Here is a 26863-nt window from a genome sequence, read left to right as displayed (position 1 = left end):
TAATATGGCAGCAGAAATGATTATTATTAATGCATCAGGAAAAATAATGATGCCGGTATTATTTGATGATATTACCTGGGAAACCGAAAGAGAAGGAGTCCCAGGTAAACTTAACTTTAAGGTTTTATATGATAAAAATCTTGATATAGAAGAAGGAAATGCAGTCAGATTTAAGTGGAATAATGTAAAAGTCTTTTTTGGTTTTATATTTAAGCTAACGATAACAGCTGAAAACGTAATATCCATCGTAGCTTACGACCAATTGAGGTATTTAAAAAATAAGGACACCTATGTAATCAGCAACCAAAAAGCCTCAGAAATGGTTATAAAGATAGCCGGTGACTTTGGTTTAAATTTAGGGGGCATAGAGGATACAGCCTATAATATAGCATCACTTACAGAGGATAATATGGCTTTATTTGATATTATCGGGGACTGCCTGGATGAAACCTTAATGAATACAGGAAGATTATATGTGTTATATGATGATTTTGGGAGTCTTACCCTTAAAAACATTTCAAACATGAAAAATAATCTGTATATAGACTCTCAAACGGCAAGTGATTATAGCTTGGAAAGAAGTATTGATCAGGACAGCTATAATCAGATTAAACTTGTCTATGATAATAAGGATACAGGAGTAAGAGATGTTTACTTAGTTAAAAACAGCGAGAATATAAACAAATGGGGCACATTACAGTACTTTGATAAGTTAAGCGACGGGGAAAACGGTCAAACGAAAGCGGAGGCTTTAATGAGGCTGTATGGAGGCAGAACTGCCACTCTTAAAGTAACAAAAGCTTTCGGAGTTCCTTCAGTAAGGGCAGGAAGCCTTTTACCGGTATCCCTTAAAATGGGGCTGACAAATGTTAATTCTTACATGCTGGTGGAAAAATGCACCCATACCTTTAGCGATAATCTTGATTTAATGGATTTAACCCTTACAGGAGCACAGATACAATGAGTGAATTCAATAATTTAATAAAGCAGATAAAAAAGGCAGCAGTTGAGGCAGTAGAGGCATCTAAACCGGCTGCTTTTTATATTGCTACCGTAGTAAATACACAGCCTTTACAGGTAAAGATAAGCAGCAAGCTAGTACTTACGAAAGCACAGCTGATACTTACTAAATCAGTGGAAAGTATGGTTGTAGGTGATAGGGTGGTCTTAGCAAGAGTACCAGGAGGAAGGCAATTTATAGCAATGGATAAGGTGGTGGATGAGCTTGCTTCCGGAAATTGATAATGATGAATATACAGAAGTTGAAGATTCAAAGATTGTAGAAACGGATTACAGAATGGACATTGAAAATAAAAATATAGGTGCCTTCTGTACCGGCATTGATTCAATTAAACAAAAAATTTATAAAATTCTAAACACAGAAAGGTATCAGCATATTATATACAGCTGGGATTATGGAGTGGAATTTAAAGACCTTATTGGAGAGCCGGAAGAGTATGTAGTACCGGAGATAGAAAGACGTATAAAAGAAGCCTTAATAATAGATGAAAGAATTGAATCCGTTAATGACTTTGAATTTGACACGACAACGAAGGGAAGTATAGTAGTTTCTTTTACAGTAGGAACTATATATGGAGAAATTGAAGCAGATACGGAGGTGAATTATTAATGTTTGAAAATATGACCTTTGAAAACATTATGGAAAGCCTGACAGCCAATATAGATCCATCACTGGATACCGAAGAAGGCTCTGTAATATATGATGCCCTGGCACCTTGTGCAGTTGAATTGGCTAATTTATATATACAGCTTGATACAGTTTTAAATCAGACCTTTGTGGATACAGCAACAGGAGACTATCTAGATCTAAGGTGTGGCGAAAAGGGCATAAAAAGAAAAGAAGCAACATATGCTGTAGTAAAGGGGATATTTGAGCCTTCTAACATTGAATTACTAAACCAACGCTTTACATGTGGGGCATATTCATATAAAGCTTATGAAAAGATAGAAGCAGGAATTTATCTGCTAAGGTGCGAAACCTCGGGAAGTGCCCCAAATGCCACAGTAGGCACTCTTATACCAATTAATTACGTGGAGGGGTTAACCACAGCATCTATAACAGAGATAGCCATTCCGGGAGAAGACAAAGAAAGTGATGAAGAGTTAAGGGAGAAATATTTTACAAATCTTGAAAGCATTGCTTTTGGTGGTAATATTGCTGATTACAGGACTAAAATAGAATCCTTAGATGGCGTAGGAGCAACTAAGATTATACCAGCATGGAATGGCGGAGGGACAGTGAAAGCTCTTTTACTTGATTCTGAATTTAAGGCGGCAAGTTCTAATCTTGTAAATAGTGTTCAGGAGAAAATGGACCCCTTACAAGATGGTAATGGAACGGGTATGGTGCCGGTAGGGCATAAGTTAACAGTGGCAGCAGCAAAAAACAAAGCTATAAATATAAGTTATTCCATAACCTATGAAGGCAGTGAGCAAAGTGTGATAGATGCAGCAGTAAAAGCAGCAGTTGAAAAATATTTTAAATCATTGGCCAAGCTCTGGGCTGACTCAAACACCATAACAGTATCCTACATGGGAATAGCAAGTGCCATATACAGCGTGGCAGGAGTTAAAGATTTAAGTGCTTTAAGTGTTAACAGTGTTAATAACATTAATAACGGAGTGCAAAGCGTAGAGCTGTCTTATGATGAAATACCGGTAATAGGTACATGGACGATGACTTAAGAGGTGATGACATGGATAGATTATTAATTGATTATCTGCCCAATTTCATGCAGGAATACAAGCAGATAAAGGAAATTATGAAAGTGCAGCAACCTCAGATTAATGCAGCCTGGCATAGTGCAAATAAGGTATTACAGGAACAGTATATCAATACAGCTACAGACGAGGGATTAAGAAGACTTGAAAAAATATACAATATCACCATTAAGGAGGAAGATTCTATTGAAACCAGAAGAGCAATGTTTCTTTTAAAACTTGGAACAGTAGATAACCCCACCTTAAAGGTAATAAGCAATAAATTAAATGAGATATTACAGGGCAAAGAATTCTATTTAATAGTTAATTATAGCCGTTATGCAGTGTCCATATTAATCCCTACAGCCACCCAGGCCATACTGGATGCCACAGTAGAATATTTACGAAAAATAATCCCTGCAAATCTGACAATAACAGCGGATATATTAACGCAATATATAGCCCTTGGTGCATATACTCATGAAACCCTGGGGGCTTACACCCATGAAGAGATTAGTAAAGGAGATATGAACTTATGAATTACACAGAACATTTAGATCTGATTAAGCCGGAGGTTACAGATACCTACAATATAGAAGATTTTAATACAAATGCTGACTTGATAGATGAAGCAGTAGGAGGGCATGTATCAAATAGGACAAATCCCCATAATGTAACCAAATCTCAAATAGGTTTAGGAAATGTGCCAAATGTCAGCACCAATGACCAGACTCCAACATACACAGAAGCGTCAAATTTAACGGCATTAACCTCAGGGGAAAGCTTATCTACGGCTTTTGGAAAGATAAAAAAGGCGGTAGGTTCTTTGATAAGTCACTTATCAAATACCTCAAATCCCCATAGTGTAACTAAGTCCCAGGTGGGTTTAGGAAGTGTGCCAAATGTGTCCACCAATAATCAGACACCTACCTACACAGAAGCCTCAAGCTTAACGGCATTAACCTCAGGGGAAAGCTTATCTACGGCTTTTGGAAAGATAAAAAAGGCGGTAGGTTCTTTGATAAGTCACTTATCAAATACCTCAAATCCCCATAGTGTAACTAAGTCCCAGGTGGGTTTAGGAAGTGTGCCAAATGTCAGCACAAATAATCAGACACCCACGTATACAGAGGCTTCTAGCTTAACAGCTCTAGCTTCTGGAGAATACTTATCAACAGCTTTAGGAAAAATAAAAAAGGCTGTAAATGTAGTAATAAGCCATGAAACAGGTAAGATGAATACAAGTAACCCTTCCGGGAGTGGTTCTTTTTCACTTAATAGGAAAAGCGGAACAACAGTGGGGAATAATAGCTTTACAGAAGGAGATGACTGTACAGCATCAGGGTTTTGTTCTCATGCAGAAGGAAATTCGTGTATAGCGTCAAAGGATGAAGCACATGCAGAAGGATGTAATTGTACAGCGTCAGGCTATTATTCTCATGCAGAAGGATTTGGCACAACAGCATCAGTTAGCTGTGCTCATGCAGAAGGATGTAATACAATAGCATCTAATTCTGAAGCACATGCAGAAGGACTTGCCACCACAGCATCAGGCAGTTATTCTCACACAGAAGGTCGTTATACGACAGCATCAAATGAAGCGGCTCATGCAGAAGGATGCAATACAATAGCATCAGGCTGGTATTCCCATGCAGGTGGATGGGGCACAAAGGCAACGGTAAAAGCTCAGACAGTAATAGGAAAGTTCAATGAAACTAATTCAAGTGCTTTGTTTATTGTGGGAAACGGAAGTGAAGGTGTCCAAAATGCAGGCGGCTCTGCCACAGATTCGGCAGAGAGAAGCAATGCTTTTTGGGTTAATGAAAACGGCATCGCATATGTACAAAAAACATCATCAGGAGTAAGTAGCGGCTCAAAAGAAGTTTTAAATGGTGGGGCAGTGTACAATGCCCTAAATCCCAGCCAGGTAAATGTGGACATAAGTACCAATGGGAGTGCCCCATCTTCGGTTACAACGGGAAGCAGTGGAGCACAGGGAGTTAAATATATAAAAATAGGTGCTTTGGTTGTAGTGGAATATATGGTTAATGTAAAAAGTGGAGTCAATATGGATAGCGTAATAACTATAGCATCAGGACTTCCAGCTGCAGCCAATGGCTCAAGGTATTGGGGAAGGACTCAAAATCAATATATTGCAGGTTTACAGCTTACTACAGACGGAGAGCTAAAACTTGAATTTGTAAGAAGAATTACAGATGGAACTAAAATGGATCCGTCAGGTTTATGGCTTCAGGGAACCATCACTTACATTAGCAGATAGATGAGGAGTTAAAAAAATTATGACATTACACGAATTGTTACAGCAATTAGGATTAAATATATCAACCTGGGCAGAATTTATATTTATAATCAGCTTTTTTATCGAAATAGCACCAATAAGGATAAGCCCTTTTAGTGCTATTTTTAAATGGATAGGTAATACAATCCTGGGAGATATTCCCTCAAAAATAGAGGAATTAATGAAAGTAACAAAGGACCTATATAAATATGTTAAAGAGGTGGAGTTTACTACATCCAGATATAGGATATTAAGGTTTGATGATGAACTGATTCATGGATTAAAGCATACCCAGGAACATTTTAATCAAATTAAAGAAGATATAAATGTATACAGACGATTTTGTTTAGATAACCCAAATTATAAAAATGGAATTGCAGACGGTGCCATAAATCATATATTGGAAGTGGATGCCAGATGCCAAAGAGAACACAGTTATTTATAAATTACATCAATTCATGCAGCAGTTTATGGCTGCTTATTTTTTTATAAAGGAGGGGCACACATGACCTATACAATATTTATTACACTTTTAACCTTATTTTGTGGAATTACTAATATTACTCTTGAATGGCTTAAAAAAATGGTTGACACAAATGTAGCTGTTTTAAGTACCATAACAGGCCTTTTAGTAGGTGGGGTAGGAACGGTATTTTATTTCATTTTCATGGAATTACCCTTTGATATTACAATGGTCCTTTATGTCATACTAGAAGCCTTTGCTACAACTATAGCCAGCCAGGTAGGATACGATAAGATTATAAGTTTATTGGCTGAATTCAAGAAAGGAACTAAGGAATAAATGAGTGCAATTATTAAAGCCGGTGAAAACAGGGTTATATTAGTCCAGGTTGTGGATCTAAATGTAGAGCTTGTTGATAGTGTAATTTTCACAATTAAAAATTCAGACTACGTAAGTAGTATTACAAAAACATATCCGGATAATGATGTAGGCTACAGTAACGGCTATTTTTTAATAATAATAAGCCAGGAAGATTCATTGGCAATCTGTCAGGATGAAGAAGATATACAGGCAGTAATGGAAGCCCAGATTAATTTTAAAAATGGCGGAGTTTTAAAAAGCGATAAAATAGCCTGGACAATTCCGGGAAGCATAGCCACAAGGGTTATGGAAAATAATACACCTACGCCTGTAGCTTCAGACATCTTAAACTTAAACATAAGCGGTAGTGCAGTAATAGCAAGCGTGGAGGCGGAAATATCTGAAAATGTAATCAGGCAGCAGTTAGATGATTATCTTGATAATAATGGCTTGAATTTAGATGATTATGTAAAGGAAACTGACTTAGAAACATATACACAGGAAGTAATACCTCAAAGCGTAGATGAATACATAAATTCACATGTCACTTTATTTAAAGGCGAAAAAGGAGATACCGGAATTCAAGGACCACAAGGCGAAAAAGGAGATACCGGAGAGCCAGGAGCAAAAGGCGAAAAGGGAGATACCGGAGAGCCAGGAGCAAAGGGCGAAAAGGGAGATACCGGAGAGCCAGGAGCAAAGGGCGAAAAGGGAGATGCAGGAGAGCCTGGAGCAAAAGGTGATAAAGGGGACAAGGGTGATCCGGGTGAAGATTATGTAATTACCCAGGCAGATTATACAGCTATAGCAAACACAGTATTATCAATGCTTGAAGATGCGGAAGGGGTGAGTGTTTAAATGTCATATTATAAAATTTCTGATACTACCCTTAAAAACATAGCTAATGCCCTAAGGGCAAAAACAGGTTCAGATGCATTAATGAAAGTGTCTGAAATGCCGGATGCCATAGCCTCAATAAAAAATTCAGATTTAAAAGTAGGAATTAAATACAATTTTAATAATAATGTGCCGGGGGATGCTTCCGGCACTATTTATGTATGTAGCATAGATATAAATTTGACAGATATTAGCCTTAGGTGGGCTGATAATGAGGGTGATTTGCAAGAATATACAAATATTAATGTGGAAGCCTTCAATGTAGAATTTATGGAAAGAGAAGCCTACATATACATGAGTGAGATTAATTTGATTCCCACTGCTGCCACACGAGTAATAGCTTTGGTAGATGGAGCAGTAGTAGGAAGTTTTACAATACCTGTTGCCAAAAGATTAACAAGCTCTGTGCTGGGTAACCATGTGGGGGATGTTGCGTTGTTATCGGATGTTCATATTGGCTATGATACCAGCGTAGAGGATTTAACAAAAATATTGTCGTATGCCAGAACTATAGGAGCTGATGCAGTATGTATTGCAGGAGATATAACCCAACAAGGGACACAGGCATATTTGAATAATTGGCAAAGTGCCAGAGATAATGCCAGAGGTTCCCTGGCAGTTTATTCCTGCACAGGAAATCATGAAGCCTATAATGATAATTGCCTTATTGTGCAAGGCCAAAGTATAAGAGCGTACTTAGATACCGACAGCACAAGTGATACCTTGCCTTACTTCTACAAGGTAATAAATGGGGATGTTTATGTGTTTGTATCATGCTTTGATGGTGATGTAAAGCAAAGCAGAGACAATGTCATGTACACCACAGCTCAATTAGATTGGCTTGAAGATGTTTTGGAAACATACAGAAATCAAAGGGTATTCTTATTTGCTCATGTTCCACCAAACAAGTGGGCTATGTCAAATAATGGTTTTGGTATTGCAAATGGGGCATATAGCTTTGATGTATGGGGCACAAGTTCGGGAGTTTTAGCAGACAGAACGAGATTCTTAAGCCTTATGGAGCATTATAAAAATGTGATTTGGTTTTCAGGACATTCTCATATCAAGTGGGAATATCAAGAGTCTGCAAGCATGAAAAACTTAAATTATGCTAGATATAACAACGGTGCAAGGCTCATACACTTGTCGTCTTTAACTGTTCCAAGAGATTTAATAGATTCTGATAATGATGGCTTAAAAGATGATAGTGTGACAGATTATATTTATGCCGAAAGTCAAGCCATGATAATGGAAGTTTATGAAAACGGCATTTTACTAAAAGGCAGAGATTTTATTGTGGATAAATTCATTTCTATAGCTCAATTTTACCTTGATACAGCACCTGTAACGGTTCCGGCTAAGGAAGTAGTGACCTTAACAGGCATAGAAGCAGTTAAAACCAAGACATCCTACAGTACAGGGGAGAGCTTAAATACAAATGATATAACAGTTACAGCTTACTACAGCAATAATACCAGCAAAATAGTAACAGCAATGATTAATACAAGTAATGTGGATATGAATATTCAGGGAACGTATCAAATTACTATTAGTTATACAGAAAATGGAACAACACTTACAGATACCATAAGCATAACTGTAGAAGATGCCCCTGTAATAACCCTAAGCAGCATCACAGCCACAAAGACGAAGACACAATACAATACCAATGAAAGTCTTAATACGGATGATATTACAATAACAGCCCATTATAGTGATGGTTCAAGCCAAGTGGTACAAGGTACAGTGGATACGAGTAATGCAAATATGGCAGCAGCAGGAACTTACACAATTACAGTAAGTTATTCTGAAGATGGAATAACTAAGACAGCAAACATTACTATAACAGTCACAAGTGCAAGCGTTGAACCAAATCCGCCAAGTGGGGAATATGTAGAAATACCTTTAACATGGCACAATGGTCGTGTAGATGGTGTTACGGGAGAAATAGACGATAAAGCTAAGTACTCTTATACAGATGCTGTGTCAGTTAGTAATGTTTCAATGGTTAAAGCTACTGTACAAACAAATATATGCACAGAATACTACTTACAGCTTGTGTGGTTCAACGCTAACAATGAAATGATTAGATACTCCGAGGATGACAGAGCAACCACAACCACAGGTGAAATTGTCACGGTAGAAATGGCTGTACCAAGCGGTGCTAGTTATTTAAGAATTAACATGAAACACGGCACAACATCACAGTATTATGCACAAGCAAGGAGCAATACACAGTTATTTGTAAAATAGGAGGAAATAATGAGAACAAATACAGCAGGAATCAATTTAATTAAATCTTTTGAAGGCTGTACATTAACGGCCTATAAATTAGCCGGAGAGCAGTATTATACTATTGGATACGGACATTCATTTGATAAATCAATAACGGCAGGTACAAGATGGACTGAAAAACAGGCAGAAAATGCCCTTATAGCTGATCTAGTTAAATTCGAAAACTATGTTACTAATATTGCCCTGGTAAAATTTCCGAATTTAAATTCAAATCAATTTAGTGCACTGGTAAGCTATTGTTATAACAGGGGTGCAGGTGGCTTAAGGCAATTAATAACAAATAGTTATAATATTAATAGCTTAAGCCAAAATATAGTGAAATTTTGGGGCAGTGCCACAAGATATAGAACAGGTCTTGTAAGAAGAAGGACGGCAGAACAAAAATTATTTAATACTCCTTGTGAAAGCTCTTCATCAGCTGGAGCAGCAGGATTTAAACCTAAAGGCACCTTGATCGCAATCGAAAAGTGTGATTTGTATAAAGATTTGGGGGCTCATAAGGTTGGAGAGCTTGGGGCTGGCAATCGTGTTGAATTTGAAACCTATATAAATAAATATGTTAAGATTAAGCATCCTCAAATAGGTGTATGCTATGCTCCGGCAACATATCTAGATAAAAAAAACTGGAAGGCAGCAGCAACCAAAACAGTAAATTGTCAAAAACTAAATATCAGACTTAACCCCTCAAACACAGCTTTGATTCTAGGAAAGCTAAACAAAGGAAATCGGGTTGAGATTAACAAAGAGACTGAAAACGGCTTTTATAAATGCAAGGTCAAAGGATATGGCATTGTATGGCTTTCAGCCTCTTATTTAGATTAAAAAAGTGTACAAATAGACCGCCTCAGAGCATGAGGCGGTCATGTAGCAAGGAAATAGCTATTTAATATTTAATTCTTTAAAAATAAGTTCTTTAATGAAAGTATTAACAGGCTTTCCAAGCTCTTCACAATGAGCCTTAATTATTTCATAATGTTCATTTTTGACCTCTAAAGGTATTCTTTTATAATTTCTCTTTTTGTATTTGGCAGTAGCCTTATTTTGAGATTCGCTTGGCATAATACACCTACTTTCTAATTGATTTTTTTTAAGTTTCCTGCTAAGATTTAATTGGAAGGGCGGAAGCAGGAAACTGTTTAAGGAGTCCGCCCTAGGTTTTTTGTTTTAAAGTCTTATTATTTATCTAATAAGGCTTTAATTTTTTCTTTTGCCTCTTCAAGGCTTTTACAGGTTTCTAAGATAAGTAAAATCTTTCTTGTTTGATTTTCTTCAATTACTTGTTTTAATAATTCTGAATTATTCATTTTTTTCTTCTCCATTTTGTAAACTCCTTTCCTGCTATCTCCTTGCTACAATTATATTATAGCATATGTGGACACATATGTCAAGGGAATAACAAAAAAATTAAATATTTTATAAAAAATCTGCTTACCTTGATAAATAAGGATAAAAGGAATATAATTTTTAAATAATTATTTAATAAATTAAATGAAGTATTTAAGCGAAGATAATGAGAAAGTTAAGATGCAAAATCTTGAATAGGGAAATAAGGAGTTTAGATGAAGTTGAGAATAGGAAATCATCATGAATAAAGTAACAAAACCATTTTTAAAAATAGAAGACCAATTGAAACATATGGAATCGAAGGGAATAACATTCAATATTATTAGTCGGGATGAAGCAAGGAATTATCTTACTGAAAATAATAATTATTTTAAACTACGTGCATTTCGAAAAAATTATGATAAGGTTTCAGGAGGCGAGAACGATGGGAAATATATAGGGCTAGATTTTGGAATGTTATGCGATTTGGCAACTATAGATATGCATGTTAGATACTGCGTTTTGCAACTGGCATTGAATACAGAACATTTTCTTAAAGTAAAGTTATTAAAGCGGTGCGAATTAAATAATGAAGATGGTTATGCCATTGTGAATGATTATTTTAACCATATTAAAGTTAGCGACAAAAAACATAACAGACTTAGTAATGAGCTTGAAAGGAATCGGAATAATCCTTATTGTGGTGGAATTATTGAATCGTGTTCTGATGGATATGCAATATGGGCATTTATTGAAGTTGTTTCACTTGGGACTTTGCTGGACTTTTATAAATTTTGTGCAGATCGGTTTAATGATGACGATATGAAAAATGATTACTATCTCATGAGAACGGTCCGACCTCTGCGTAATGCAGCAGCACATAATAATTGTATTATAAGTGATCTTCGAGCTAAAGACCGTAATTTTCAACCAGATAAAGAAATGTTAAAAGAACTATCATCTATTAGGAAAGACACTAAAAATAAAAGACTTTCTAATATAAGGATGCTTCAAATTTGCACATTATTATATACACATAAAAAAATAGGAAGTAGTGCTTCTAACGGGGCTGCTAGACGATTATTAAATGAGTTGGTTAACAGAATGATTAGGAATAAAGATTACTATATGAAGAATACGACTTTTGTAGGAAATTTTACTTTTTTAAAAAAAATAGTTGAAATATTTTTCCAGGAATGTTAAAATTTAACTACGTTACAAAAAGGTTGACCTTTTATAGGAGCGTGATTGCTTGGGTGATCAGGCTCCTTTTTTGTATTTCAAAGATATTATAGTATGTGTAAATATACATGAAAAAAGACCGCCCCAGAGCGTGAGACGGTCTTAATTTAAAGGAATCTAATTATTTTCTAACTCTTTAAAAATAAGCTCTTTAATTAAAGTGTTTACAGGTTTACCCAGCTTTTCGCAATGTTCCTTTAATCGTTCATAATCTTCATAACGAAGATCCAAAGGAACTCTTTTATAAGTTTTCTTTTGATACTTAAGTGTAGCTTTCTTTTGGGATTCTGTATACGGCATATATTATTTTACTCCTTTGACATTTGTAATTTTTCCTGCTAATATGTTTTTACAAGGAGCGGTCAGCAGGAATGTTGAGGTATCCGCCCCTCGTGTGGTTTTGGGCTACCTAGTTGCTAGGTAGCTTTTTTTAATCTTTAATTAATTCTTCTAGGTATTCAATCATTTCATTGACTGGTGTGCCTTTTTTTAAAAGAGCGATTATCATTTTTATGATTCCCTTAAATTGATAATTTGTCATTTTATTATCCTCCATTGTATCAACTCCTTTCCTGCCATTCCCTTGCTACAATTATATTATATCATACACGCACGTGTATGTCAAGCAATTATATTCATTTTTTATAAAAAAGATGAATATAATAAGCATATAAAATCCTATGAAAATAAAAATCAATAAGCCCTATAGTACAAGTTTTAAAGTACTATAGGGCTTTTTAAATATAAACAATTTCTTTTTTGCCCCAAATTTTGCCCATTAGTCAAAAAAAACGCATAAATACAAGGGTTATAGCAGTTTATTGTTCGGGTTCGATTCCCGTTGCTATTTATCTTGAATGTTTCGTTGTTGCTTTTTTTTTGACTGTAAATTCATCTTCAAGGCAGCAGGATACAAATTCTAAAACTTTTTCAGCCTTGGTGTATTACGTATGGAAGATAAAAAATACAAAGTTGGTCATTTCTCGACTGACTTGGAAAGTGAGGCAAATGAGAAAAAATAGTAAAGACTACTGGAGAAAAAGATATAAAGAAGTAGAGCAGGCTGCAAATGATTTATCTGTGGAATAAATCACAAATCTTGAAAAGAAATATAGAAGTTGTGAAATGGCCATAAATAATAATAGGACATGATGGGACTGTTTACTTGTATACAGCACCATCAAGAATTATAGAAAAAATTGATTATTATGTTGCATATAAGAAGCTTTCGAAATACAATCTTGATGAAGAGGCGGTTGTTAAATATTTATCTGAAAAATTTAGTTTTAAATTCAAGAAATTGTAGGTGATATCATGCAAGATGGAGAATGGATAGTTGATGATAGAGAAGAGATGAGAGACGAGATGGAAAAAATACGTGCCATGTCAGATGAAGAGTTTGAAAAGCATATAGAAAAATTAAAGAGAGAAGATAAAGATAAAAGATAAAGATAAAAGATAAAGATAAAAGAGTGAAGAAAAGTAGTATATAGAGCTGCAATATAGATATAAAAGATTTGATGAAACATATGTAGAATATAGGACGAAACAGAGGCTAGAAAGAAGGTAGTTGTATGTACGTAGATTATGATACAGGGAAAATTAAGGAATTAAGAGAACAATTTGAACCTTGGCTAGAGCCTAATAGAGTAGATTTGCGTGAAGATACACCAAAATATATCAGAAAAATTAGAGATAGATATGATGAATATCTTAAAAGTCTGATGGAAGGTGTAATGTAACTTGATAATATTTTTAACATCCTGAAAAGGGTGCTTTTTTGTATTTATTTAATAATAAGCAAGACGTAATCCGGGTTGGGAAGAACTATTTGATTTTGAAATCAAGTTTGAAGAGTATCTGGAGTTGAAAAATAAGAATGTGGAAACGGAAGATATTATCAAGGAGTTAGGGCAGTCAACACGAGTTAGTAGACGGAAAAGATAACACTATTCCACCTTTTTTAAAACTACTCTTTAAAATTCATTATTATAGTGATACAATAGAACAATCGTTTGGGAGTGGTTTCAAGATTTATTCTTGCTGCAACAAGAATAAATCTTGATTTGGAAAAAGGTTTGGCTTATAATGTACCGCGTGGTAAAAGAAACACAAGATATTGAGAATAGAAAGATGTAGAGATGAGTATAAGTTATAAAAAGCTATGGAAATTGTTGATAGATAAGGAAATGATGAAAAAGATCTCCAACGAGAGGCTGGCATAAGTTGGGCGTCAGTTACAAAGATGTCAAAGGGAGAAGTTGTTGGGACGGAAATTTTAATGAAAGTATGCAAGACGCTTCACTGCGACATTGGAGATATTGTTGAGTTTATTGAAGACGATAATTCGGAAGAATAATTTAAGGGTGTGATTATATGGATTTACTTGGTTATGTAAAAAAACAAACAGGAGAATTCCTGGAAAAAATGCCCAAAAGTATAAGGAAGAAAAAAGGACAGTTTTTTACATCTGTTGAGACAGCCATTTTTATGGCAAACATGTTTGATATTTCAAATTGTAAGGATGAGGTTTCTGTTTTAGATCCAGGCGCAGGTACGGGAATTCTAACGATTGCATTCGTGAATAGATTATTTGCAGAGAAATCTAATACAAGTGTAAATATAACTTGTTATGAAACAGATGCAGATGTATTGCCGGTTTTACAAAAGAATCTTGCATATTTAAAAAATGCATTTAATGATTGTGTGAGCTATAGAATTATAGAGGAAGATTATATTCTGTCACAGAGTAACGATTTTCAGGAAAACCTTTTGGCGGCAAAGAATCCTGAAAAATATGATTATGTTATTGGAAATCCACCATATTTAAGGATAATGAGGGATAATCCTGCGGCTATTGCCATGCCCAAAGTTGTGCATGGTGCGCCTAACCTTTATTTCCTATTTGCATCGATGTCCCTGTTCAATTTAAAAGATAATGCTGAAATGGTTTATATTATTCCGCGCAGTTGGACATCTGGTGCATATTTTAAAGCGTTTAGAGAGTATTTCTTGAATGTGGGTAAAATTGAGGGTATCCACTTGTTTGTGAGCCGAGATAAGGTTTTCGGTGCCGAGCAGGTTCTACAAGAAACTATGATTATCAAGATGAAAAAAACTGCTGAAAAACCCGAAAGTGTATTAATTACATCTACGAATAGTAGTTCCGATTTTGAAGATGTTTCTGAACTACGAGTGCCTTATGACGCAGTTGTTTCGGGAGAAGAATTATATGTATATCTTCCGACAAACGAGGCAGATATTAATGTTATTAAGAAAATAAATATGTATCATTCAACAATGCCGGACGAAGGATTAAAAATGAAGACAGGAATAGTTGTTGACTTTAGACAGTGGGAGGAGTTGAGAAAGGAACCGGGCGAAAACACGTTACCTCTGTTTTACAGTCAACATATTCGAGATGGCAGGGTGAATCATCAACCGTCAGGCAAAGAGTATGATTGGATAAGTGATGAAAAGCCGGGGCTGATACAGAAGAACAAGAATTATGTGTTTATAAAAAGATTTACAGCAAAAGAAGAACGTCGTAGATTGCAATGTGGTGTGTATTCGCCATCAGATTTTGAAGAATATGAATATATAGGAACTCAAAACAAGATTAATTTTGTGGACAAAACAGATGGTGGAGAAATGGATGCGCAAACGACATATGGAATATATGCTTTGTTAAATTCTACATTTTTTGATATGTACTATAGAATCTTAAATGGAAGTACGCAGGTTAACAGTACAGAAATTAATAATATTCCTGTACCGCCAGTAGATTTAATTAAAGAAATTGGAGAACAAGTTTTACTTTCTGAAGATTTATCTACAGATAATTGCGATCGTATTATTTCGGAGGTGGCGTATGTCTAAAATAGATGAAGCAAGGAAGTTTTTAGAAGATATAGGTATGCCAAAGGCGCAGCAGTCAGATATTTGTGCACTAAGCTTATTAGCTATGGCAGGAATTAAACCGAGTAATGAGTGGAAGAGTGCGTCAAATGAATGGATACGTATTCATGATATTATAGCTTTTGTAAATCAGAATTATGGGACAACTTATGCGGAAAAAGCTCTGTATCCAGAACGTGACACGCCTAAAATTTTCAGCATTCCGGAAGTAGAGACACGGCGTCCGGTAACTTTAGATGCCTCTACCTTTGCAAAAACTTCAGTATAGATAGCTTCTGTTAATCTTTTCCCAGAATGCCGATGGCTTTTTTTAACACATCAAGTGCATCCTGAGTGTCACGGAGTTCACGTTTGAGACGAGCTATCTCTTTAGCTTCGTCTGATTCGTAATTACCGGAACCTCTGACAGGAATATCGCCATCATTATTTCTGAATTGAGCTTCCCATTTTCCTAGGGTACTGGTTCCAATTCCAAGATTTTTGGCACATTCAACCTGAGTAATATCGGGATGTTCTTTGCGATAGTTGACAGCATCCAATTTAAATTGCTTAGTGTGTTGTTTTGTTTTACGTGACATAATGAGTTCCTCCTATTGTTATGATTATACTATATTTCAAGGGAATAGCTCATTTTACTTTGTACTAATTAGATGCTAACATCATTAAAATGTAATAGTGAAGGAGGCGGATAGTATGACTAATGCTGAAGCATGGAATTATGCAATAGGTATGATTAAAGTAGATGGTTTGGAGCCAACTAAAGAATTTAAAGAATATATTGAAAAAGAAAAACGCAGTGAAGTGACAATGGAGGATGCAAAGCGTTTTTTAGATAAGAAATATAAGATGAAGGAGTCTACAAATGCGTGATCCTTATCTTTATGAGGATGTTCCTATTTTAAAAAATATTCTTGGTATAAAATCTCAAGAATTGTTGGATGAAGCTGAGGCTGATTATGTTGTATATCGATTAAAAGATGTAGTAGTAAATCCGTTGGTGGGAGATTATCACACTGAGCATTTTCTTAAGATGCATCAGGTTATTTTTCAGGATATATTTGATTGGGCAGGCTCTCCTCGAACTATTTCTATTTATAAAGAAGAAGATGTTTTAAGTGGACAATCTGTAGAGTATTCTGATCAATTTGATATTGTTTCTGATATTCATCATGTATTGAAAGATATGAGAGATAAAGAATGGGATTCGTTTAATCTGGAAGAATTATCAAATCAATTCTGTAATTCTTTGGGGGTATTATGGAAAATTCATCCGTTTAGAGAAGGGAATACTCGCACTACAATAACTTTTTGCTGTCAGTTTATAGAAGCACAAGGAATAAGGATTAATCGAAGGATTTTTGAAGAAAATGCTGTATATGTTAGAACGGCACTTGTTGCATATAATGCATTTTTTTCAGATGGCAGTGATTTTAGTAAAAAAGAGTATTTATATAAAATTGTCTATGATGCTTTTTCTGGCCAATAATACAATGTTTATTTTGCGAGAGTCTTCAGTGCTATGGTCACAGTATTTTAACCAATTTAAAATATTGATTGAAAATACGGACAAATACAAGGGATTTTGTTATAATTATTGATGTTGTGTTAGAAAAAATCTACGCAATTACACCTTTTAAATGGGGGAATTCGAGAGCGTTATGACATATATATCAATGTATTATTATTTCTTAGTCCTTGCTGTGCTAATTATTTATTATTTATTTCCAATAAAGCATAGGTGGATTGCATTACTTGTTGGAAATATAGGTTTTTATTTCTTATTCTATAAAACCGGCTGGTGGATTTTTGGAATAACGATAATTATTTCGTTTTTTGCAGGAATCGCATTACAAGGATTTGAAGGAAAAACAAGAAAACTGATTTTAATATTGGCGTTATTAGCAATAATTGCACCGTGGTTTTTGTCTAAAAATTTTAACTTTATTTTAAAAATAGCACAGAAAGATCCTATTCAATGGATAACTCCATTAGGAATATCTTTTTATACCTTGCAACTTATATCTTATTTGGTAGATGTTTATAACAAAAAAATAGCACCACAACGAAATATTGCTCATTTTGTTCTATATGCAAGTTTTTTTCCTCAGTTAATACAAGGACCTATACCGCGCTATGAACAGTTGCAAAACCAGCTTATTACAGGCAATAAATTTGAAGAGAAAAATATCGTCAAAGGATTTTGCTATATAATATGGGGCTTTTTCTTGAAATTGATGATTGCAGACAAGGCAGCAGTGGTAGTTGATACTGTTTTTGGAAACTATCCTGCATACTCGGGAGGGTTTATTTGGCTGGCATCAATTTTGTATAGTGTGCAGTTATATGCGGATTTTTTGGCTTGCACGACATTGGCACAGGGCGTTTCGAAAATGTTTGGCATTGAGATTATAGATAATTTTGCAAGACCATATTTTGCCACTTCAGTAAAGGATTTTTGGAGAAGATGGCATATATCACTTAGTAGCTGGCTAAAGGATTATATTTATATCCCTTTAGGCGGAAATAGAAAAGGAATTATCAGAAAATATATCTATCTTGCAATTACATTTTTGGTAAGTGGAATATGGCATGGTGCCGGGTATAAATTCCTTGTATGGGGAGGAATTCATGCTTTTTACCAAATCGCAGGTGATATTACTCACAACAAAAGAGAAGAATTATATGAGTTTCTAAATGTTTCGGCAGAATCAAGAAAGAAAAAGATATTGAAGCAGATTGGAACATTCATGCTTATAAATTGGGCGTGGATTATTTTTAGAGCAGATTCATTACGACTGGGGATTAAAATGATTAAGCATATGTTTACAGAGTTTAATCCATGGATTTTTTGGAATAATCAGATTTTTACTCTTGGATTAGAGTGGAAAGAAATGATGATTTTATTATTTTCCATAGTATTATTATGGAAAGTGGGGCTTTACCATGAAAAAGGATTATCTATCAGTGATAGTATAATGAAACAAAGACTTGTAATAAGATGGAGTGTTTACATGATAGCAATAATTGGAATAATGGTATTTGGAACTTATGGATTTGGTTTTAATGCACAAGATTTCATTTATGGAGGATTCTGATGTTAAAAAAATGTAGTTTTTTTCTGAGAATAATTATCTTTTTTGTTATTTTATCTTTTTTGATAATTGAAACAAATTATATTCTTACTCCTAAAAAGTACTATGAGGATGCCTGGCCAACTACATCAACATATAAAGGATTTTACCAAATGCAAAAAAATACCGTGGATGTACTGTTTTTTGGAAGCAGTCATGCCGCAGCCTGTTTTAATCCTCAGGAAATATATAATAATTGTGGTATCAGAAGTTATAATTTAGCGTGTGAGCAACAAAGTATTCTTGTTTCCTATTATTGGTTGAAAGAAGCCATTAAATATCAATCTCCTAAGATTGTAATTCTGGATACTTATATGATGTTTGAATTTAATCAATCTGAAGCATTAAATACTTCTGAGCCTTGTACAAGAATGGCAATAGATGCCATGAAGTTTTCTAAAGTAAAATATGAAGCTATAAAGGCAATTTGCGATAATGATAAACAGCAGAATTTAGAAAGTTATATTTTTAAAAATATAAGATTTCATACCAGATGGACAGATCTTACTGAACAGGATTTTACTTTTAAAAATTTAGAAACACATTACGAGCTAAAAGGATTTGCTCCACTTTATCGTAAAGGTTATAAGGTAGAAAATGATTATCAGCCATATTTTAATTATGATACATCTGTTTTAAGTGAACCCGTACCCTTAATGAGGGAATATCTTGATAAAATAAAAAAACTGTGTGATGAAAATAATATTAAGCTGATACTTGTAAAGACACCAACTTTGAGGTTTGATACTTCAAAACATAATTATCTGACCCGATATGCAAAGAATAATGGAATTGATTTTTTAGACTTTAACATTAAAGAGATATATGACGCATGTGATTTTGTATATCCTAAGGATATGAATGATAATGAACATAGTAACATATGGGGAGCTAAAAAAATTTCATTATATCTTGCTGATATTCTTAAGAAGCAATATGGAATAGGTAGTGGTGATTATTGTGAACAGTGGGCTGATACAGATGAGTATTATCAAAGAATATTGGCAGATTATAATTTAAAGTATATTACTGATTTACATGATTATATCACTGCATTAAATCAGGATAGATACACTATTTTAATTTCAACTCAAAGTGATATGTTATTTTGCATTAATGATGCTGTTAAGAAAGAATTTTCTCGACTGGGACTGGATTTGAATGCCAAACAAAATGATAGTTATTATGCTGCAATTACTGATTATGATACTGTACAGCAATCAGGTAGTAAACTTTTGAAATATTCTGGAAGTACCCGTAAAAAACTGGAAAATTTCACTATTGTGTCAGGTGGTTTTAATGCAGGAGCACAAAGCTCTATAAAAATAGGTGATACTGAGTATGGCAAAAATCTGGATGGTGTAAACATTGTAGTTTATAGCCAAGAGACAAGAAAAGTAATTGATTCAGTTGTATATGACGGAAAGCTTCATAGATAGCAGGCAGGAGGTAAGGATTTGGATATAAAAAATTTTGGATACGGCTCACTTGATGAAGCTATCAAAGCCTTGAATAAAGACAGTACCACAATAACCGGTTCTGTTAAGCTTAGCGGTGGTGATATTAATGAGGCATATATGCTGAAATTATCAAATGACAAAAGGGTATTTTTAAAATCAAATAAGTCTAAGGAAACAGAGTTTTTTGAGGCTGAAGCCCAGGGACTTTTAGCAATCCACGCTACAAAAACAATAGCTGTACCACAGGTTTTATGCGGTGGAAATGATTCTGATAGGGGAGCATTTCTAATTCTTGAATATCTTGACAACGTCGGGAAAGTAAAGGGATACTGGAGCATTTTTGCCGAAGAATTGGCCAATATGCATAAAGCGGATGCTGTAAATTTTGTCAAAGCCGGGAAGTATGGTTTTTTGAATAATAATTATATTGGTTCTAGAAAACAGATTAATACTTCTTATGATAAGTGGGTGGATTTTTTCAGGGAATGTCGCCTTATTCCACTATTTGAAAATGCCGAGACATATTTTGATAATTCCATGATAAAAAATATTAATCGCCTTCTTGATAATCTTGACAAGTGGCTGTTAGAACCAGAGAGACCGTCGCTTTTACATGGAGATCTTTGGAGTGGTAATTTTATTACGGGAAATGATGGTAAAGCATGGCTTATTGACCCGGCAGTATATGTAGGTCACGCTGAGGCGGATATTGCCATGACAGAGCTTTTTGGAGGTTTTGTGGAGGAGTTTTATCATACTTATGCTGATAGTAAGCTTCTTGGATACGGATACGAGGACAGAAGAAATCTCTACAACCTGTATCATTTACTGAATCATCTTATTTCTTTTGGAGGATCTTATTATGACCCGGTTATAAGAATTATAAAGTATTATATTGGCTAATTTAAAGAAATCTTTATAAAAATACAGATTCTAAAACAGGGCATTTATCCTTTGAGATAATAGCCCTGTATTTTTACATAGGAAATGAGGTAAAATGTTTGTAATAATAATTGACTAAATCAAAATTTAAGAAGGAGATTTTTAACATGAAAGAATATGAAGTAGCAATTAAAAGGAAACAGCCGACTTGTGGAGGAAGGACGCCCTATGATAGTAGAATTATAGAAATTGAGACAGATGACCCTATTTCTTTTGTAAAAACAGAAGAAAAGGAAGAAGACCTTGAAATGAAAATTGAACGTAGTGATGATGGCAGCATTGTTATTATAATAGACAATCCTCCATATCATGTGGTGGAATATTCATTTACAGAAATATAAGACTAATATAATTCTATATTTATTTTCATATTATAGGCGGGAAAAAAGGAAAGATACAGTATCAGTTTTCAATATATACTGATATAGCTTTTTTCATTCCCGCCTTCTGATTCATTCCCTAAACATTCCTAACAAAACAAGTTTTTCATGTATTTGATATGCCGTAAACGTCCTCCATGATGCCAAAAAGAAGTGACGGTGCTACGAGTAGGAAGTATATTCGTTTGTAAAAATGTAATGAAAACAAAATTTTCCCTTGTAAAAGTGTTACATAGATTAAATATTCCCTTGTAAAAGTGTATAATCAATTTTGTAACAGAGTTTTACTTTGTATTGATATTTTATATGATAAATTTGTGGAATTAATCAAGAAGAGTGAAGAGAATTTTTGTAATAAATTCATACCCAGGGGAGGTATAAAAAATGGCTTTAACAAACAATAATATAAATGATATAAATTCAGGCATTCAAAATGCCTACATTGACAGTTGCATCGATACAAATCTTGCATTTAGCCCTCAGTTTTTAACAAACAATCATCATAAAGGAACCAAGGTGCTAACATATATAGAAAATGAACTTTTACATTGTGATGAGTTTTGTATTAGTGTTGCCTTTATTAATCGAAGTGGCTTTGTGGTTCTTTCACAGACATTAAAAGAACTGGAAAAGAAGGGAATAAGGGGAAGAATTCTCACAACAGATTATCTTACCTTTAGTGACCCATATGCATTGGATAGATTAGCGAAACTAAAAAATGTTGAGTTAAAAATGTATCATGTAAAGGAGGCTGGCATTGGTTTTCACACAAAGGGATATTTGTTTAAAGAAGAAGGAACCTATCGAATTATTATAGGCAGTTCCAATATGACTCAGACCGCTCTTACTACCAATATGGAGTGGAATACTGCCCTTGTAAGCACTGATTGTGGTGCAATGGCTAAATCCATAGTAAATGAGTTTGAAAGCCTGTGGAATGACTCAGCATCCAGGGATTATAGGGAAATAAGAAAACTTTACATAAAGCAATACGATAGAAAAAAACAGATAGATAAGCTTATTAAATCCCAGCATAAGATTGCTTTGGAAGAAGATATTGTAGAATTGGATACCTATAATCTTAAACCCAATAAGATGCAGGAGACATTTATTGGAAATATACATGAACTTCGTGAATGCGGGGAAAAAAGAGCACTTCTTATTAGTGCCACTGGAACTGGAAAAACTTATGCATCAGCATTTGCCATGAAAAATGAAAATCCCAACAAAGCATTATTTATAGTACACCGGGAGTTAATAGCAAAGCAGGCCATGAAAAGTTATCGAAAGGTTTTTGGCACAGGTAAAAAGATGGCTTTGTTGTCCGGAAATTCAAAAGAATATGATGCAGATATTTTATTTGCAACAATGAATATGATGGCGAAACCGGAGACCTTTGAATATCTTAAAAAACATAATATTCACTATGACTGGATTTGTATAGATGAGGTGCACAGAGCAGGTTCTAAGAGTTATCAAAGGATAATGGAATATTTTAAACCGGATTTCTGGCTTGGCATGACCGCCAGTCCGGAAAGAATGGATGGTTTTGATATTTTTGAATTATTTGATCACAATATTGCATATGAGATTCGATTACAACACGCATTAAAAGAGGATTTGCTATGTCCTTTTCACTATTTTGGAATTACGGATATAGAAATTAATGGGGAGGTTATAAATAGGGAAACAGAGCTTAATAATTTCAAATACCTGGTATCTAATCAGCGTGTAAATCATATTTTAAAAAATGCAAACTTTTATGGTCATAGTGGTGACAGAGTAAAAGGACTTGTTTTTTGTAGTGGAAAAAAAGAGGCTTTGGAGCTTTCAAGTAAATTTCAGGAACAGGGATACTATGCAAGAACTCTTTTTGGGGAGGATAGGGAGTCTGTTAGAGAAGAGTGCGTAGAATTGTTATCAAAAGATGTGGATGTTGACGTAATAAAAAATCACCATAAAGATATAGAAAATAAGAAGGCGGCTAATGAAAAAAATATGCCCTTTTTAGATTATATTTTTACAGTTGATATTTTTAATGAAGGCGTAGATATTCCCGAGATAAATCAGGTAATAATGCTAAGAGAAACCCAGTCACCTATTGTATTTGTGCAGCAATTGGGAAGGGGGCTTAGAAAAGCAGAAGATAAGGATTACGTTGTAATCATTGATTTTATTGGAAATTATAATAATAATTACATGATTCCCATAGCACTTTCCGGGGATAGAAGCTATAACAAGGATTCAATGCGTCGTTATGTTAAAGAGGGAACCAGAATTATTCCCGGTGTCTCCACTATTCACTTTGACGAGATTTCAAGACAGAAAATTTTTAAATCCATAGATTCTGCCAAAACCAATGAGATAAAGCTTTTAAAACAGTCCTTTGAACAGTTGAAATATCGTTTGGGGCGAATACCTACAGTCCTTGATTTTAAGGAATATGGTTCTATAGATGTAAGTAAATATTTTGAAAAATGCGGTTCTTATTATGCCTTTTTGGTTAAGTATTATGGAGATGAGTATAAAGTCCGACTTAACAGTAAAGAAGAGGAAATAATAGAGTTTCTTTCTAAAAAAGTTACCCGGATGAAGAGAATACATGAACTTTTGTTGTTAAAAGAACTGATAGAACACAATAATTGGATAACGGTATATTTTAAGACGATTATGACAGAGCATTTTCATGTAAATTTTGATGAAAAAGTTGAACAATCTGTTTATCGAAATCTTACCAATCAGTTTCCAAAAGAAGGAGAAAAAAAGAAATACAGCAATTGTGTATTAATAGATAAAACCCAAGGGGGCTATCAGTTAAGCTCAAATTTCAGATCTTTATTAATGAGAAATAAAGATTTTTATGAAATGGTGTGCCAAGTGGTTGAATATGGGATTTCTTTGTGCAAAGAATTGTACTGTGACAATTACAGGGATACGAATCTTTCTTTGTATCAAAAGTATACCTATGAAGATGTTTGCAGGTTGTTAAACTGGCAGAAAAATATAAATGCTCAAGGTATTGGCGGGTATCATTATGATGCTGAAACAAAAACTCTTCCAGTGTTTATAAACTATGATAAGACCGAGGATGCGATTGCATATGAAGATAGATTTATTTCTTCAAAAGAATTGATTGCTCTATCCAAGCATCCAAGAAAGGTTAATTCTTCAGATGCAGATCATTTCTATAAAAGAACCAAAGAGGATAAAGACAACAGGATTCTTTTATTTGTAAGAAAGAATAAGGATGATAAAGAGGCGAAGGAGTTTTATTTTCTTGGGGAAGTTTTTGCCAAAGATGAACCTATTCCTGTTAAAATGGAAAAGACCGGAGATGATGCTTTTGAAATCAGGTATCAGTTAGATGTTCCGGTTCGGGAAGATATTTATGAATATTTAGTAAGTGAGGCATAAAAAGTGAAGACAATACGTGTAGTGGCAGCAGTAATATGTGATTCGTTAGAAAACAAAAGTCGGATTTTCTCAACCAAGCGTGGCTACGGAGAATTTAAAGGATTCTGGGAATTTCCCGGAGGAAAGATAGAAGAAGGAGAAACTCCTAAAAAAGCCCTTGTAAGAGAAATTCAAGAAGAGCTTGACACAGTAGTAAAAGTAGGAGATTTAATTGACACAATAGAATACGACTATCCCAATTTTCATCTGTCAATGGATTGTTTCTGGTGCGAAATAGAATCGGGAGAATTAACACTTTTAGAGGCAGAGGATGGAAAATGGCTTACAAAGGAGGAACTTGACTCAGTATCCTGGTTGCCGGCGGATGTTACATTGATAGATATGATTCGTAAAGAAATGGGATAGGGGGTGCCATTATGCAATTACCACATTCAAATGACCTGAAATAGCGGGTTTTGAACTTATTAAGCACATGGTCACTAAAGATATAAGATCTGATAGAAATGAAAAATGGCTGAATGTTTTTTGTAGAAAAAGATATTACTGAGCATGCTCATTTTGGAAATGCTTTTGAACGCAGTGTAAGCAATCCCCCGCTTCAAAAGCGTAAGCTTTAAGCGGGGGTATAAGCTTACTAGTGTCAGAAGGGGTTAAAGCCCCTTCTGACAGGTGGCACAAAGTGCCACTGCGTTCATGAGGAAGTAGCGAAGCGGATTCCGAATGTCCGCTTTATAAATAGAAATTGTATTAGAGATTATTGAGGTTGATATTTACATGGAAAAAGGAAGGTTTGAGTATAGAAAAGCAACAAAGGAAGATATAGTTAGAATTCAGGAAATATACGCTTTTGCCCGTGAGCAGATGAGAAAAACCGGCAATCCAAATCAGTGGGGAGACAATAAACCACCACTTGAAACAATTATGTCGGATATTAAAAACGGGAATTTGATATTAATATGCAATCCTGACATTTGTGGTGTTTTTTCCTTTACTATCGGGCTAGAAAAAACATATTCTATAATTGAAAATGGGAAATGGCTAAATGATGACAAATATGGAGTAATACACAAAGTTGCATCAGCCGGGAATAATTGTGGTATAATGGAAGCCGTGCTTTTTTATTGTGAAAAAAAGATAGGAAATATCCGTATAGATACCCACAACGATAATAAGATTATGCAACATATCCTTGAAAAGAATGGATATGTAAAATGTGGTAGAATCTACGTGGAGGACGGTTCACCAAGGATCGCCTATCAAAAAGTAAATTAAAAATCAGGGTTTAAAATAAAGGCATTACCACCAGGCGAAGATTAAAGCTTTGTCAGGTGGTTTAATTACGGGGTTAAATTACTTTTTTGCAGTACTTTTTATAGTACATATAAGTTTTTAATATAGAGTTATCAAGTAGAATTATAGATAATTGTATTAAAAAAGGGAAGAAAATTAATGAAAAAAAGTAATTTAGAAGAACATAATAGGTTTGAACATTATAATTTAAAAAAAGTATTTTTCAAAAGAAGTGAAAACTCTTTTCAGATAATGATACAGGCATTGTTTGGAAACAGGGTTTTAACATATGCAAAAGAAGAAAATCTGGACAATTTGATTCTTGGCTGGTTTGGAAAAAAACAGCCGGAGTTTACAAATGAAAAAATAGACAGAAGTGTGGTTAAAATACCCGGTACTAAAAACCTTTATCTTATTTACAACAAGTACAAGGAAGAAGAGGTTTTGGAATATATGAAATCAGAAGAATATCTTGAAAGAATTCAAGGAGGATTTGGGGAACAAAAGGCATTAGCGTATATCCCTGGTTTGGGTATAAAGCTATACAACAGATGTCTTGTGTGTAAAATGGATGAAAATGGACATTTTCTTGATTTGGAAGAAGAGGATTTTGAACTTTTTTTGGAATATCTTACGGAGTGATAATATTTAAGGGGAACAGATTGTCCCCCTTATTATTGTTAAATAATCTGGGAATTTGGTAATGTATACAATTTCAGGGAGGTTTT

Annotated in this window: 32 protein-coding genes; 27 read left to right on the top strand and 5 right to left on the bottom strand. The window is 34.5% G+C overall.

The annotated features are described in order from the left end of the window. The first annotated feature begins 4 nt into the window (after positions 1–4). Genes BM153_RS03315 through BM153_RS03265 form a run of 11 tightly spaced genes read left to right on the top strand, consistent with a single transcriptional unit; the run spans position 5 to position 9857 of the window. Complete coding sequence (locus BM153_RS03315; protein ID WP_092870743.1) at positions 5–964, top strand: XkdQ/YqbQ family protein; 960 nt, start codon at positions 5–7, stop codon at positions 962–964. Next, on the top strand, positions 961–1242 hold the full coding sequence (locus BM153_RS03310) for a DUF2577 family protein (protein WP_092870741.1): 282 nt from the start codon (positions 961–963) through the stop codon (positions 1240–1242). Before BM153_RS03315 ends, BM153_RS03310 begins: the two co-directional genes overlap by 4 nt. Next, the gene (locus BM153_RS03305; protein ID WP_092870738.1) at positions 1220–1630 is read left to right on the top strand and encodes a DUF2634 domain-containing protein; all 411 of its coding nucleotides are present in this window, start codon (positions 1220–1222) and stop codon (positions 1628–1630) included. The genes BM153_RS03310 and BM153_RS03305 overlap by 23 nt, the downstream gene beginning before the upstream one ends. Then, positions 1630–2706: a baseplate J/gp47 family protein gene (locus BM153_RS03300; protein WP_092870736.1), complete on the top strand. Its 1077-nt coding sequence runs from the start codon at positions 1630–1632 to the stop codon at positions 2704–2706. The genes BM153_RS03305 and BM153_RS03300 overlap by 1 nt, the downstream gene beginning before the upstream one ends. An 11-nt stretch (positions 2707–2717) precedes the next feature. Continuing rightward, the gene (locus tag BM153_RS03295) at positions 2718–3260 is read left to right on the top strand and encodes a putative phage tail protein (protein ID WP_177205555.1); all 543 of its coding nucleotides are present in this window, start codon (positions 2718–2720) and stop codon (positions 3258–3260) included. Beyond that, a complete protein-coding gene (locus tag BM153_RS03290) occupies positions 3257–5002 on the top strand; it encodes a hypothetical protein (protein WP_092870732.1) in 1746 nt (581 codons plus the stop codon). Before BM153_RS03295 ends, BM153_RS03290 begins: the two co-directional genes overlap by 4 nt. A 19-nt stretch (positions 5003–5021) precedes the next feature. Then, positions 5022–5465: a hypothetical protein gene (locus BM153_RS03285; RefSeq protein ID WP_092870730.1), complete on the top strand. Its 444-nt coding sequence runs from the start codon at positions 5022–5024 to the stop codon at positions 5463–5465. A 60-nt stretch (positions 5466–5525) separates the two neighbouring features. Further along, a complete protein-coding gene (locus tag BM153_RS03280) occupies positions 5526–5822 on the top strand; it encodes a hypothetical protein (RefSeq protein WP_092870728.1) in 297 nt (98 codons plus the stop codon). Continuing rightward, the gene (locus BM153_RS13905; protein ID WP_092870726.1) at positions 5823–6701 is read left to right on the top strand and encodes a collagen-like domain-containing protein; all 879 of its coding nucleotides are present in this window, start codon (positions 5823–5825) and stop codon (positions 6699–6701) included. Next, positions 6702–8993 (top strand): bacterial Ig-like domain-containing protein, encoded by a 2292-nt coding sequence (locus BM153_RS03270; RefSeq protein WP_092870724.1) that lies wholly within the window; start codon positions 6702–6704, stop codon positions 8991–8993. It abuts the gene before it with no gap. Positions 8994–9002: 9 nt separating this feature from the next. Then, positions 9003–9857, top strand: a complete 855-nt coding sequence (locus BM153_RS03265) for a glycoside hydrolase family protein (RefSeq protein WP_092870722.1) — start codon at positions 9003–9005, stop codon at positions 9855–9857. A gap of 57 nt (positions 9858–9914) precedes the next feature. Here BM153_RS03265 and BM153_RS03260 read toward each other — a convergent pair whose 3' ends face one another. After that, positions 9915–10094, bottom strand: coding sequence for a RepB family protein (locus tag BM153_RS03260; RefSeq protein ID WP_242949064.1), 180 nt, complete (start codon positions 10092–10094; stop codon positions 9915–9917). Positions 10095–10210: 116 nt separating this feature from the next. Continuing rightward, positions 10211–10354: a protein phosphatase gene (locus BM153_RS03255; RefSeq protein WP_092870717.1), complete on the bottom strand. Its 144-nt coding sequence runs from the start codon at positions 10352–10354 to the stop codon at positions 10211–10213. Positions 10355–10619: 265 nt separating this feature from the next. On the opposite strand from BM153_RS03255, the gene BM153_RS03250 reads away from it, so the two are divergent. Continuing rightward, positions 10620–11561 carry an Abi family protein gene (locus BM153_RS03250; RefSeq protein ID WP_092870714.1) on the top strand — a complete coding sequence of 314 codons (942 nt, stop codon included), beginning with the start codon at positions 10620–10622 and terminating at the stop codon, positions 11559–11561. Between the two features lie 156 nt (positions 11562–11717). On the opposite strand, the gene BM153_RS03245 is transcribed toward BM153_RS03250, so the two are convergent. Continuing rightward, positions 11718–11900, bottom strand: a complete 183-nt coding sequence (locus BM153_RS03245; RefSeq protein ID WP_092870712.1) for a hypothetical protein — start codon at positions 11898–11900, stop codon at positions 11718–11720. Between the two features lie 130 nt (positions 11901–12030). Further along, positions 12031–12156 (bottom strand): hypothetical protein, encoded by a 126-nt coding sequence (locus BM153_RS14120; protein WP_278278325.1) that lies wholly within the window; start codon positions 12154–12156, stop codon positions 12031–12033. A gap of 758 nt (positions 12157–12914) precedes the next feature. On the opposite strand from BM153_RS14120, the gene BM153_RS14115 reads away from it, so the two are divergent. The 5 genes from BM153_RS14115 (at position 12915) to BM153_RS03230 (ending at position 15786) form a co-directional block, all read left to right on the top strand. After that, entirely contained in the window at positions 12915–13049 is a 135-nt protein-coding gene (locus tag BM153_RS14115) for a hypothetical protein (RefSeq protein WP_278278324.1), read from the top strand. Between the two features lie 125 nt (positions 13050–13174). Then, on the top strand, positions 13175–13342 hold the full coding sequence (locus BM153_RS13615) for a hypothetical protein (RefSeq protein WP_177205554.1): 168 nt from the start codon (positions 13175–13177) through the stop codon (positions 13340–13342). 503 nt (positions 13343–13845) lie between these two features. Continuing rightward, entirely contained in the window at positions 13846–13959 is a 114-nt protein-coding gene (locus BM153_RS14430) for a helix-turn-helix domain-containing protein (RefSeq protein ID WP_330392005.1), read from the top strand. Positions 13960–13976: 17 nt separating this feature from the next. Beyond that, entirely contained in the window at positions 13977–15479 is a 1503-nt protein-coding gene (locus tag BM153_RS03235; protein WP_092870710.1) for an Eco57I restriction-modification methylase domain-containing protein, read from the top strand. Beyond that, positions 15472–15786 carry a hypothetical protein gene (locus tag BM153_RS03230; RefSeq protein ID WP_092870708.1) on the top strand — a complete coding sequence of 105 codons (315 nt, stop codon included), beginning with the start codon at positions 15472–15474 and terminating at the stop codon, positions 15784–15786. Before BM153_RS03235 ends, BM153_RS03230 begins: the two co-directional genes overlap by 8 nt. Before the next feature lie 10 nt (positions 15787–15796). Here the strand turns inward: BM153_RS03230 and BM153_RS03225 are convergent, their stop codons facing one another. Continuing rightward, complete coding sequence (locus BM153_RS03225; RefSeq protein ID WP_092870706.1) at positions 15797–16096, bottom strand: transposase; 300 nt, start codon at positions 16094–16096, stop codon at positions 15797–15799. A 115-nt stretch (positions 16097–16211) separates the two neighbouring features. Between BM153_RS03225 and BM153_RS13610 the strand changes: the two genes are divergently transcribed. The 10 genes from BM153_RS13610 to BM153_RS03185 all read left to right on the top strand — a co-directional run bounded on the left by BM153_RS13610 (position 16212) and on the right by BM153_RS03185 (position 26777). Then, complete coding sequence (locus tag BM153_RS13610) at positions 16212–16388, top strand: hypothetical protein (protein ID WP_177205553.1); 177 nt, start codon at positions 16212–16214, stop codon at positions 16386–16388. Further along, a complete protein-coding gene (locus BM153_RS03220; RefSeq protein WP_092870704.1) occupies positions 16381–17004 on the top strand; it encodes a Fic/DOC family protein in 624 nt (207 codons plus the stop codon). Before BM153_RS13610 ends, BM153_RS03220 begins: the two co-directional genes overlap by 8 nt. 172 nt (positions 17005–17176) lie before the next feature. Continuing rightward, positions 17177–18613, top strand: coding sequence for an MBOAT family O-acyltransferase (locus BM153_RS03215; protein WP_177205552.1), 1437 nt, complete (start codon positions 17177–17179; stop codon positions 18611–18613). After that, positions 18613–20088, top strand: a complete 1476-nt coding sequence (locus BM153_RS03210) for a hypothetical protein (protein WP_092870700.1) — start codon at positions 18613–18615, stop codon at positions 20086–20088. The genes BM153_RS03215 and BM153_RS03210 overlap by 1 nt, the downstream gene beginning before the upstream one ends. 18 nt (positions 20089–20106) lie before the next feature. Next, on the top strand, positions 20107–21012 hold the full coding sequence (locus tag BM153_RS03205; RefSeq protein WP_092870698.1) for a fructosamine kinase family protein: 906 nt from the start codon (positions 20107–20109) through the stop codon (positions 21010–21012). A gap of 146 nt (positions 21013–21158) precedes the next feature. Next, entirely contained in the window at positions 21159–21392 is a 234-nt protein-coding gene (locus BM153_RS03200; protein WP_092870696.1) for a hypothetical protein, read from the top strand. A 423-nt stretch (positions 21393–21815) separates the two neighbouring features. Further along, entirely contained in the window at positions 21816–24845 is a 3030-nt protein-coding gene (locus BM153_RS03195; RefSeq protein WP_177205551.1) for a DEAD/DEAH box helicase, read from the top strand. A gap of 3 nt (positions 24846–24848) precedes the next feature. Continuing rightward, the gene (locus BM153_RS13605; RefSeq protein ID WP_177205550.1) at positions 24849–25250 is read left to right on the top strand and encodes a (deoxy)nucleoside triphosphate pyrophosphohydrolase; all 402 of its coding nucleotides are present in this window, start codon (positions 24849–24851) and stop codon (positions 25248–25250) included. Between the two features lie 369 nt (positions 25251–25619). Further along, a complete protein-coding gene (locus BM153_RS03190; protein ID WP_092870694.1) occupies positions 25620–26117 on the top strand; it encodes an N-acetyltransferase in 498 nt (165 codons plus the stop codon). Positions 26118–26294: 177 nt separating this feature from the next. Then, positions 26295–26777: a hypothetical protein gene (locus BM153_RS03185; RefSeq protein WP_092870692.1), complete on the top strand. Its 483-nt coding sequence runs from the start codon at positions 26295–26297 to the stop codon at positions 26775–26777. The last annotated feature ends 86 nt before the right edge of the window (positions 26778–26863 follow it).

The organism is Acetitomaculum ruminis DSM 5522 (assembly GCF_900112085.1).
In the GTDB taxonomy this organism is placed as follows: domain Bacteria; phylum Bacillota; class Clostridia; order Lachnospirales; family Lachnospiraceae; genus Acetitomaculum; species Acetitomaculum ruminis.
This window is presented reverse-complemented; position numbering and strand designations above follow the sequence as displayed.

Coding starts and splice junctions, on each gene's coding strand:
- BM153_RS03315 (WP_092870743.1), top strand. CDS start 5: ATGGCAGCAGAAATGATTATTATTAATGCATCAGGAAAAATAATGATG.
- BM153_RS03310 (WP_092870741.1), top strand. CDS start 961: ATGAGTGAATTCAATAATTTAATAAAGCAGATAAAAAAGGCAGCAGTT.
- BM153_RS03305 (WP_092870738.1), top strand. CDS start 1,220: ATGAGCTTGCTTCCGGAAATTGATAATGATGAATATACAGAAGTTGAA.
- BM153_RS03300 (WP_092870736.1), top strand. CDS start 1,630: ATGTTTGAAAATATGACCTTTGAAAACATTATGGAAAGCCTGACAGCC.
- BM153_RS03295 (WP_177205555.1), top strand. CDS start 2,718: ATGGATAGATTATTAATTGATTATCTGCCCAATTTCATGCAGGAATAC.
- BM153_RS03290 (WP_092870732.1), top strand. CDS start 3,257: ATGAATTACACAGAACATTTAGATCTGATTAAGCCGGAGGTTACAGAT.
- BM153_RS03285 (WP_092870730.1), top strand. CDS start 5,022: ATGACATTACACGAATTGTTACAGCAATTAGGATTAAATATATCAACC.
- BM153_RS03280 (WP_092870728.1), top strand. CDS start 5,526: ATGACCTATACAATATTTATTACACTTTTAACCTTATTTTGTGGAATT.
- BM153_RS13905 (WP_092870726.1), top strand. CDS start 5,823: ATGAGTGCAATTATTAAAGCCGGTGAAAACAGGGTTATATTAGTCCAG.
- BM153_RS03270 (WP_092870724.1), top strand. CDS start 6,702: ATGTCATATTATAAAATTTCTGATACTACCCTTAAAAACATAGCTAAT.
- BM153_RS03265 (WP_092870722.1), top strand. CDS start 9,003: ATGAGAACAAATACAGCAGGAATCAATTTAATTAAATCTTTTGAAGGC.
- BM153_RS03260 (WP_242949064.1), bottom strand. CDS start 10,094: ATGCCAAGCGAATCTCAAAATAAGGCTACTGCCAAATACAAAAAGAGA.
- BM153_RS03255 (WP_092870717.1), bottom strand. CDS start 10,354: ATGGAGAAGAAAAAAATGAATAATTCAGAATTATTAAAACAAGTAATT.
- BM153_RS03250 (WP_092870714.1), top strand. CDS start 10,620: ATGAATAAAGTAACAAAACCATTTTTAAAAATAGAAGACCAATTGAAA.
- BM153_RS03245 (WP_092870712.1), bottom strand. CDS start 11,900: ATGCCGTATACAGAATCCCAAAAGAAAGCTACACTTAAGTATCAAAAG.
- BM153_RS14120 (WP_278278325.1), bottom strand. CDS start 12,156: ATGGAGGATAATAAAATGACAAATTATCAATTTAAGGGAATCATAAAA.
- BM153_RS14115 (WP_278278324.1), top strand. CDS start 12,915: ATGCAAGATGGAGAATGGATAGTTGATGATAGAGAAGAGATGAGAGAC.
- BM153_RS13615 (WP_177205554.1), top strand. CDS start 13,175: ATGTACGTAGATTATGATACAGGGAAAATTAAGGAATTAAGAGAACAA.
- BM153_RS14430 (WP_330392005.1), top strand. CDS start 13,846: ATGTCAAAGGGAGAAGTTGTTGGGACGGAAATTTTAATGAAAGTATGC.
- BM153_RS03235 (WP_092870710.1), top strand. CDS start 13,977: ATGGATTTACTTGGTTATGTAAAAAAACAAACAGGAGAATTCCTGGAA.
- BM153_RS03230 (WP_092870708.1), top strand. CDS start 15,472: ATGTCTAAAATAGATGAAGCAAGGAAGTTTTTAGAAGATATAGGTATG.
- BM153_RS03225 (WP_092870706.1), bottom strand. CDS start 16,096: ATGTCACGTAAAACAAAACAACACACTAAGCAATTTAAATTGGATGCT.
- BM153_RS13610 (WP_177205553.1), top strand. CDS start 16,212: ATGACTAATGCTGAAGCATGGAATTATGCAATAGGTATGATTAAAGTA.
- BM153_RS03220 (WP_092870704.1), top strand. CDS start 16,381: ATGCGTGATCCTTATCTTTATGAGGATGTTCCTATTTTAAAAAATATT.
- BM153_RS03215 (WP_177205552.1), top strand. CDS start 17,177: ATGACATATATATCAATGTATTATTATTTCTTAGTCCTTGCTGTGCTA.
- BM153_RS03210 (WP_092870700.1), top strand. CDS start 18,613: ATGTTAAAAAAATGTAGTTTTTTTCTGAGAATAATTATCTTTTTTGTT.
- BM153_RS03200 (WP_092870696.1), top strand. CDS start 21,159: ATGAAAGAATATGAAGTAGCAATTAAAAGGAAACAGCCGACTTGTGGA.
- BM153_RS03195 (WP_177205551.1), top strand. CDS start 21,816: ATGGCTTTAACAAACAATAATATAAATGATATAAATTCAGGCATTCAA.
- BM153_RS03190 (WP_092870694.1), top strand. CDS start 25,620: ATGGAAAAAGGAAGGTTTGAGTATAGAAAAGCAACAAAGGAAGATATA.
- BM153_RS03185 (WP_092870692.1), top strand. CDS start 26,295: ATGAAAAAAAGTAATTTAGAAGAACATAATAGGTTTGAACATTATAAT.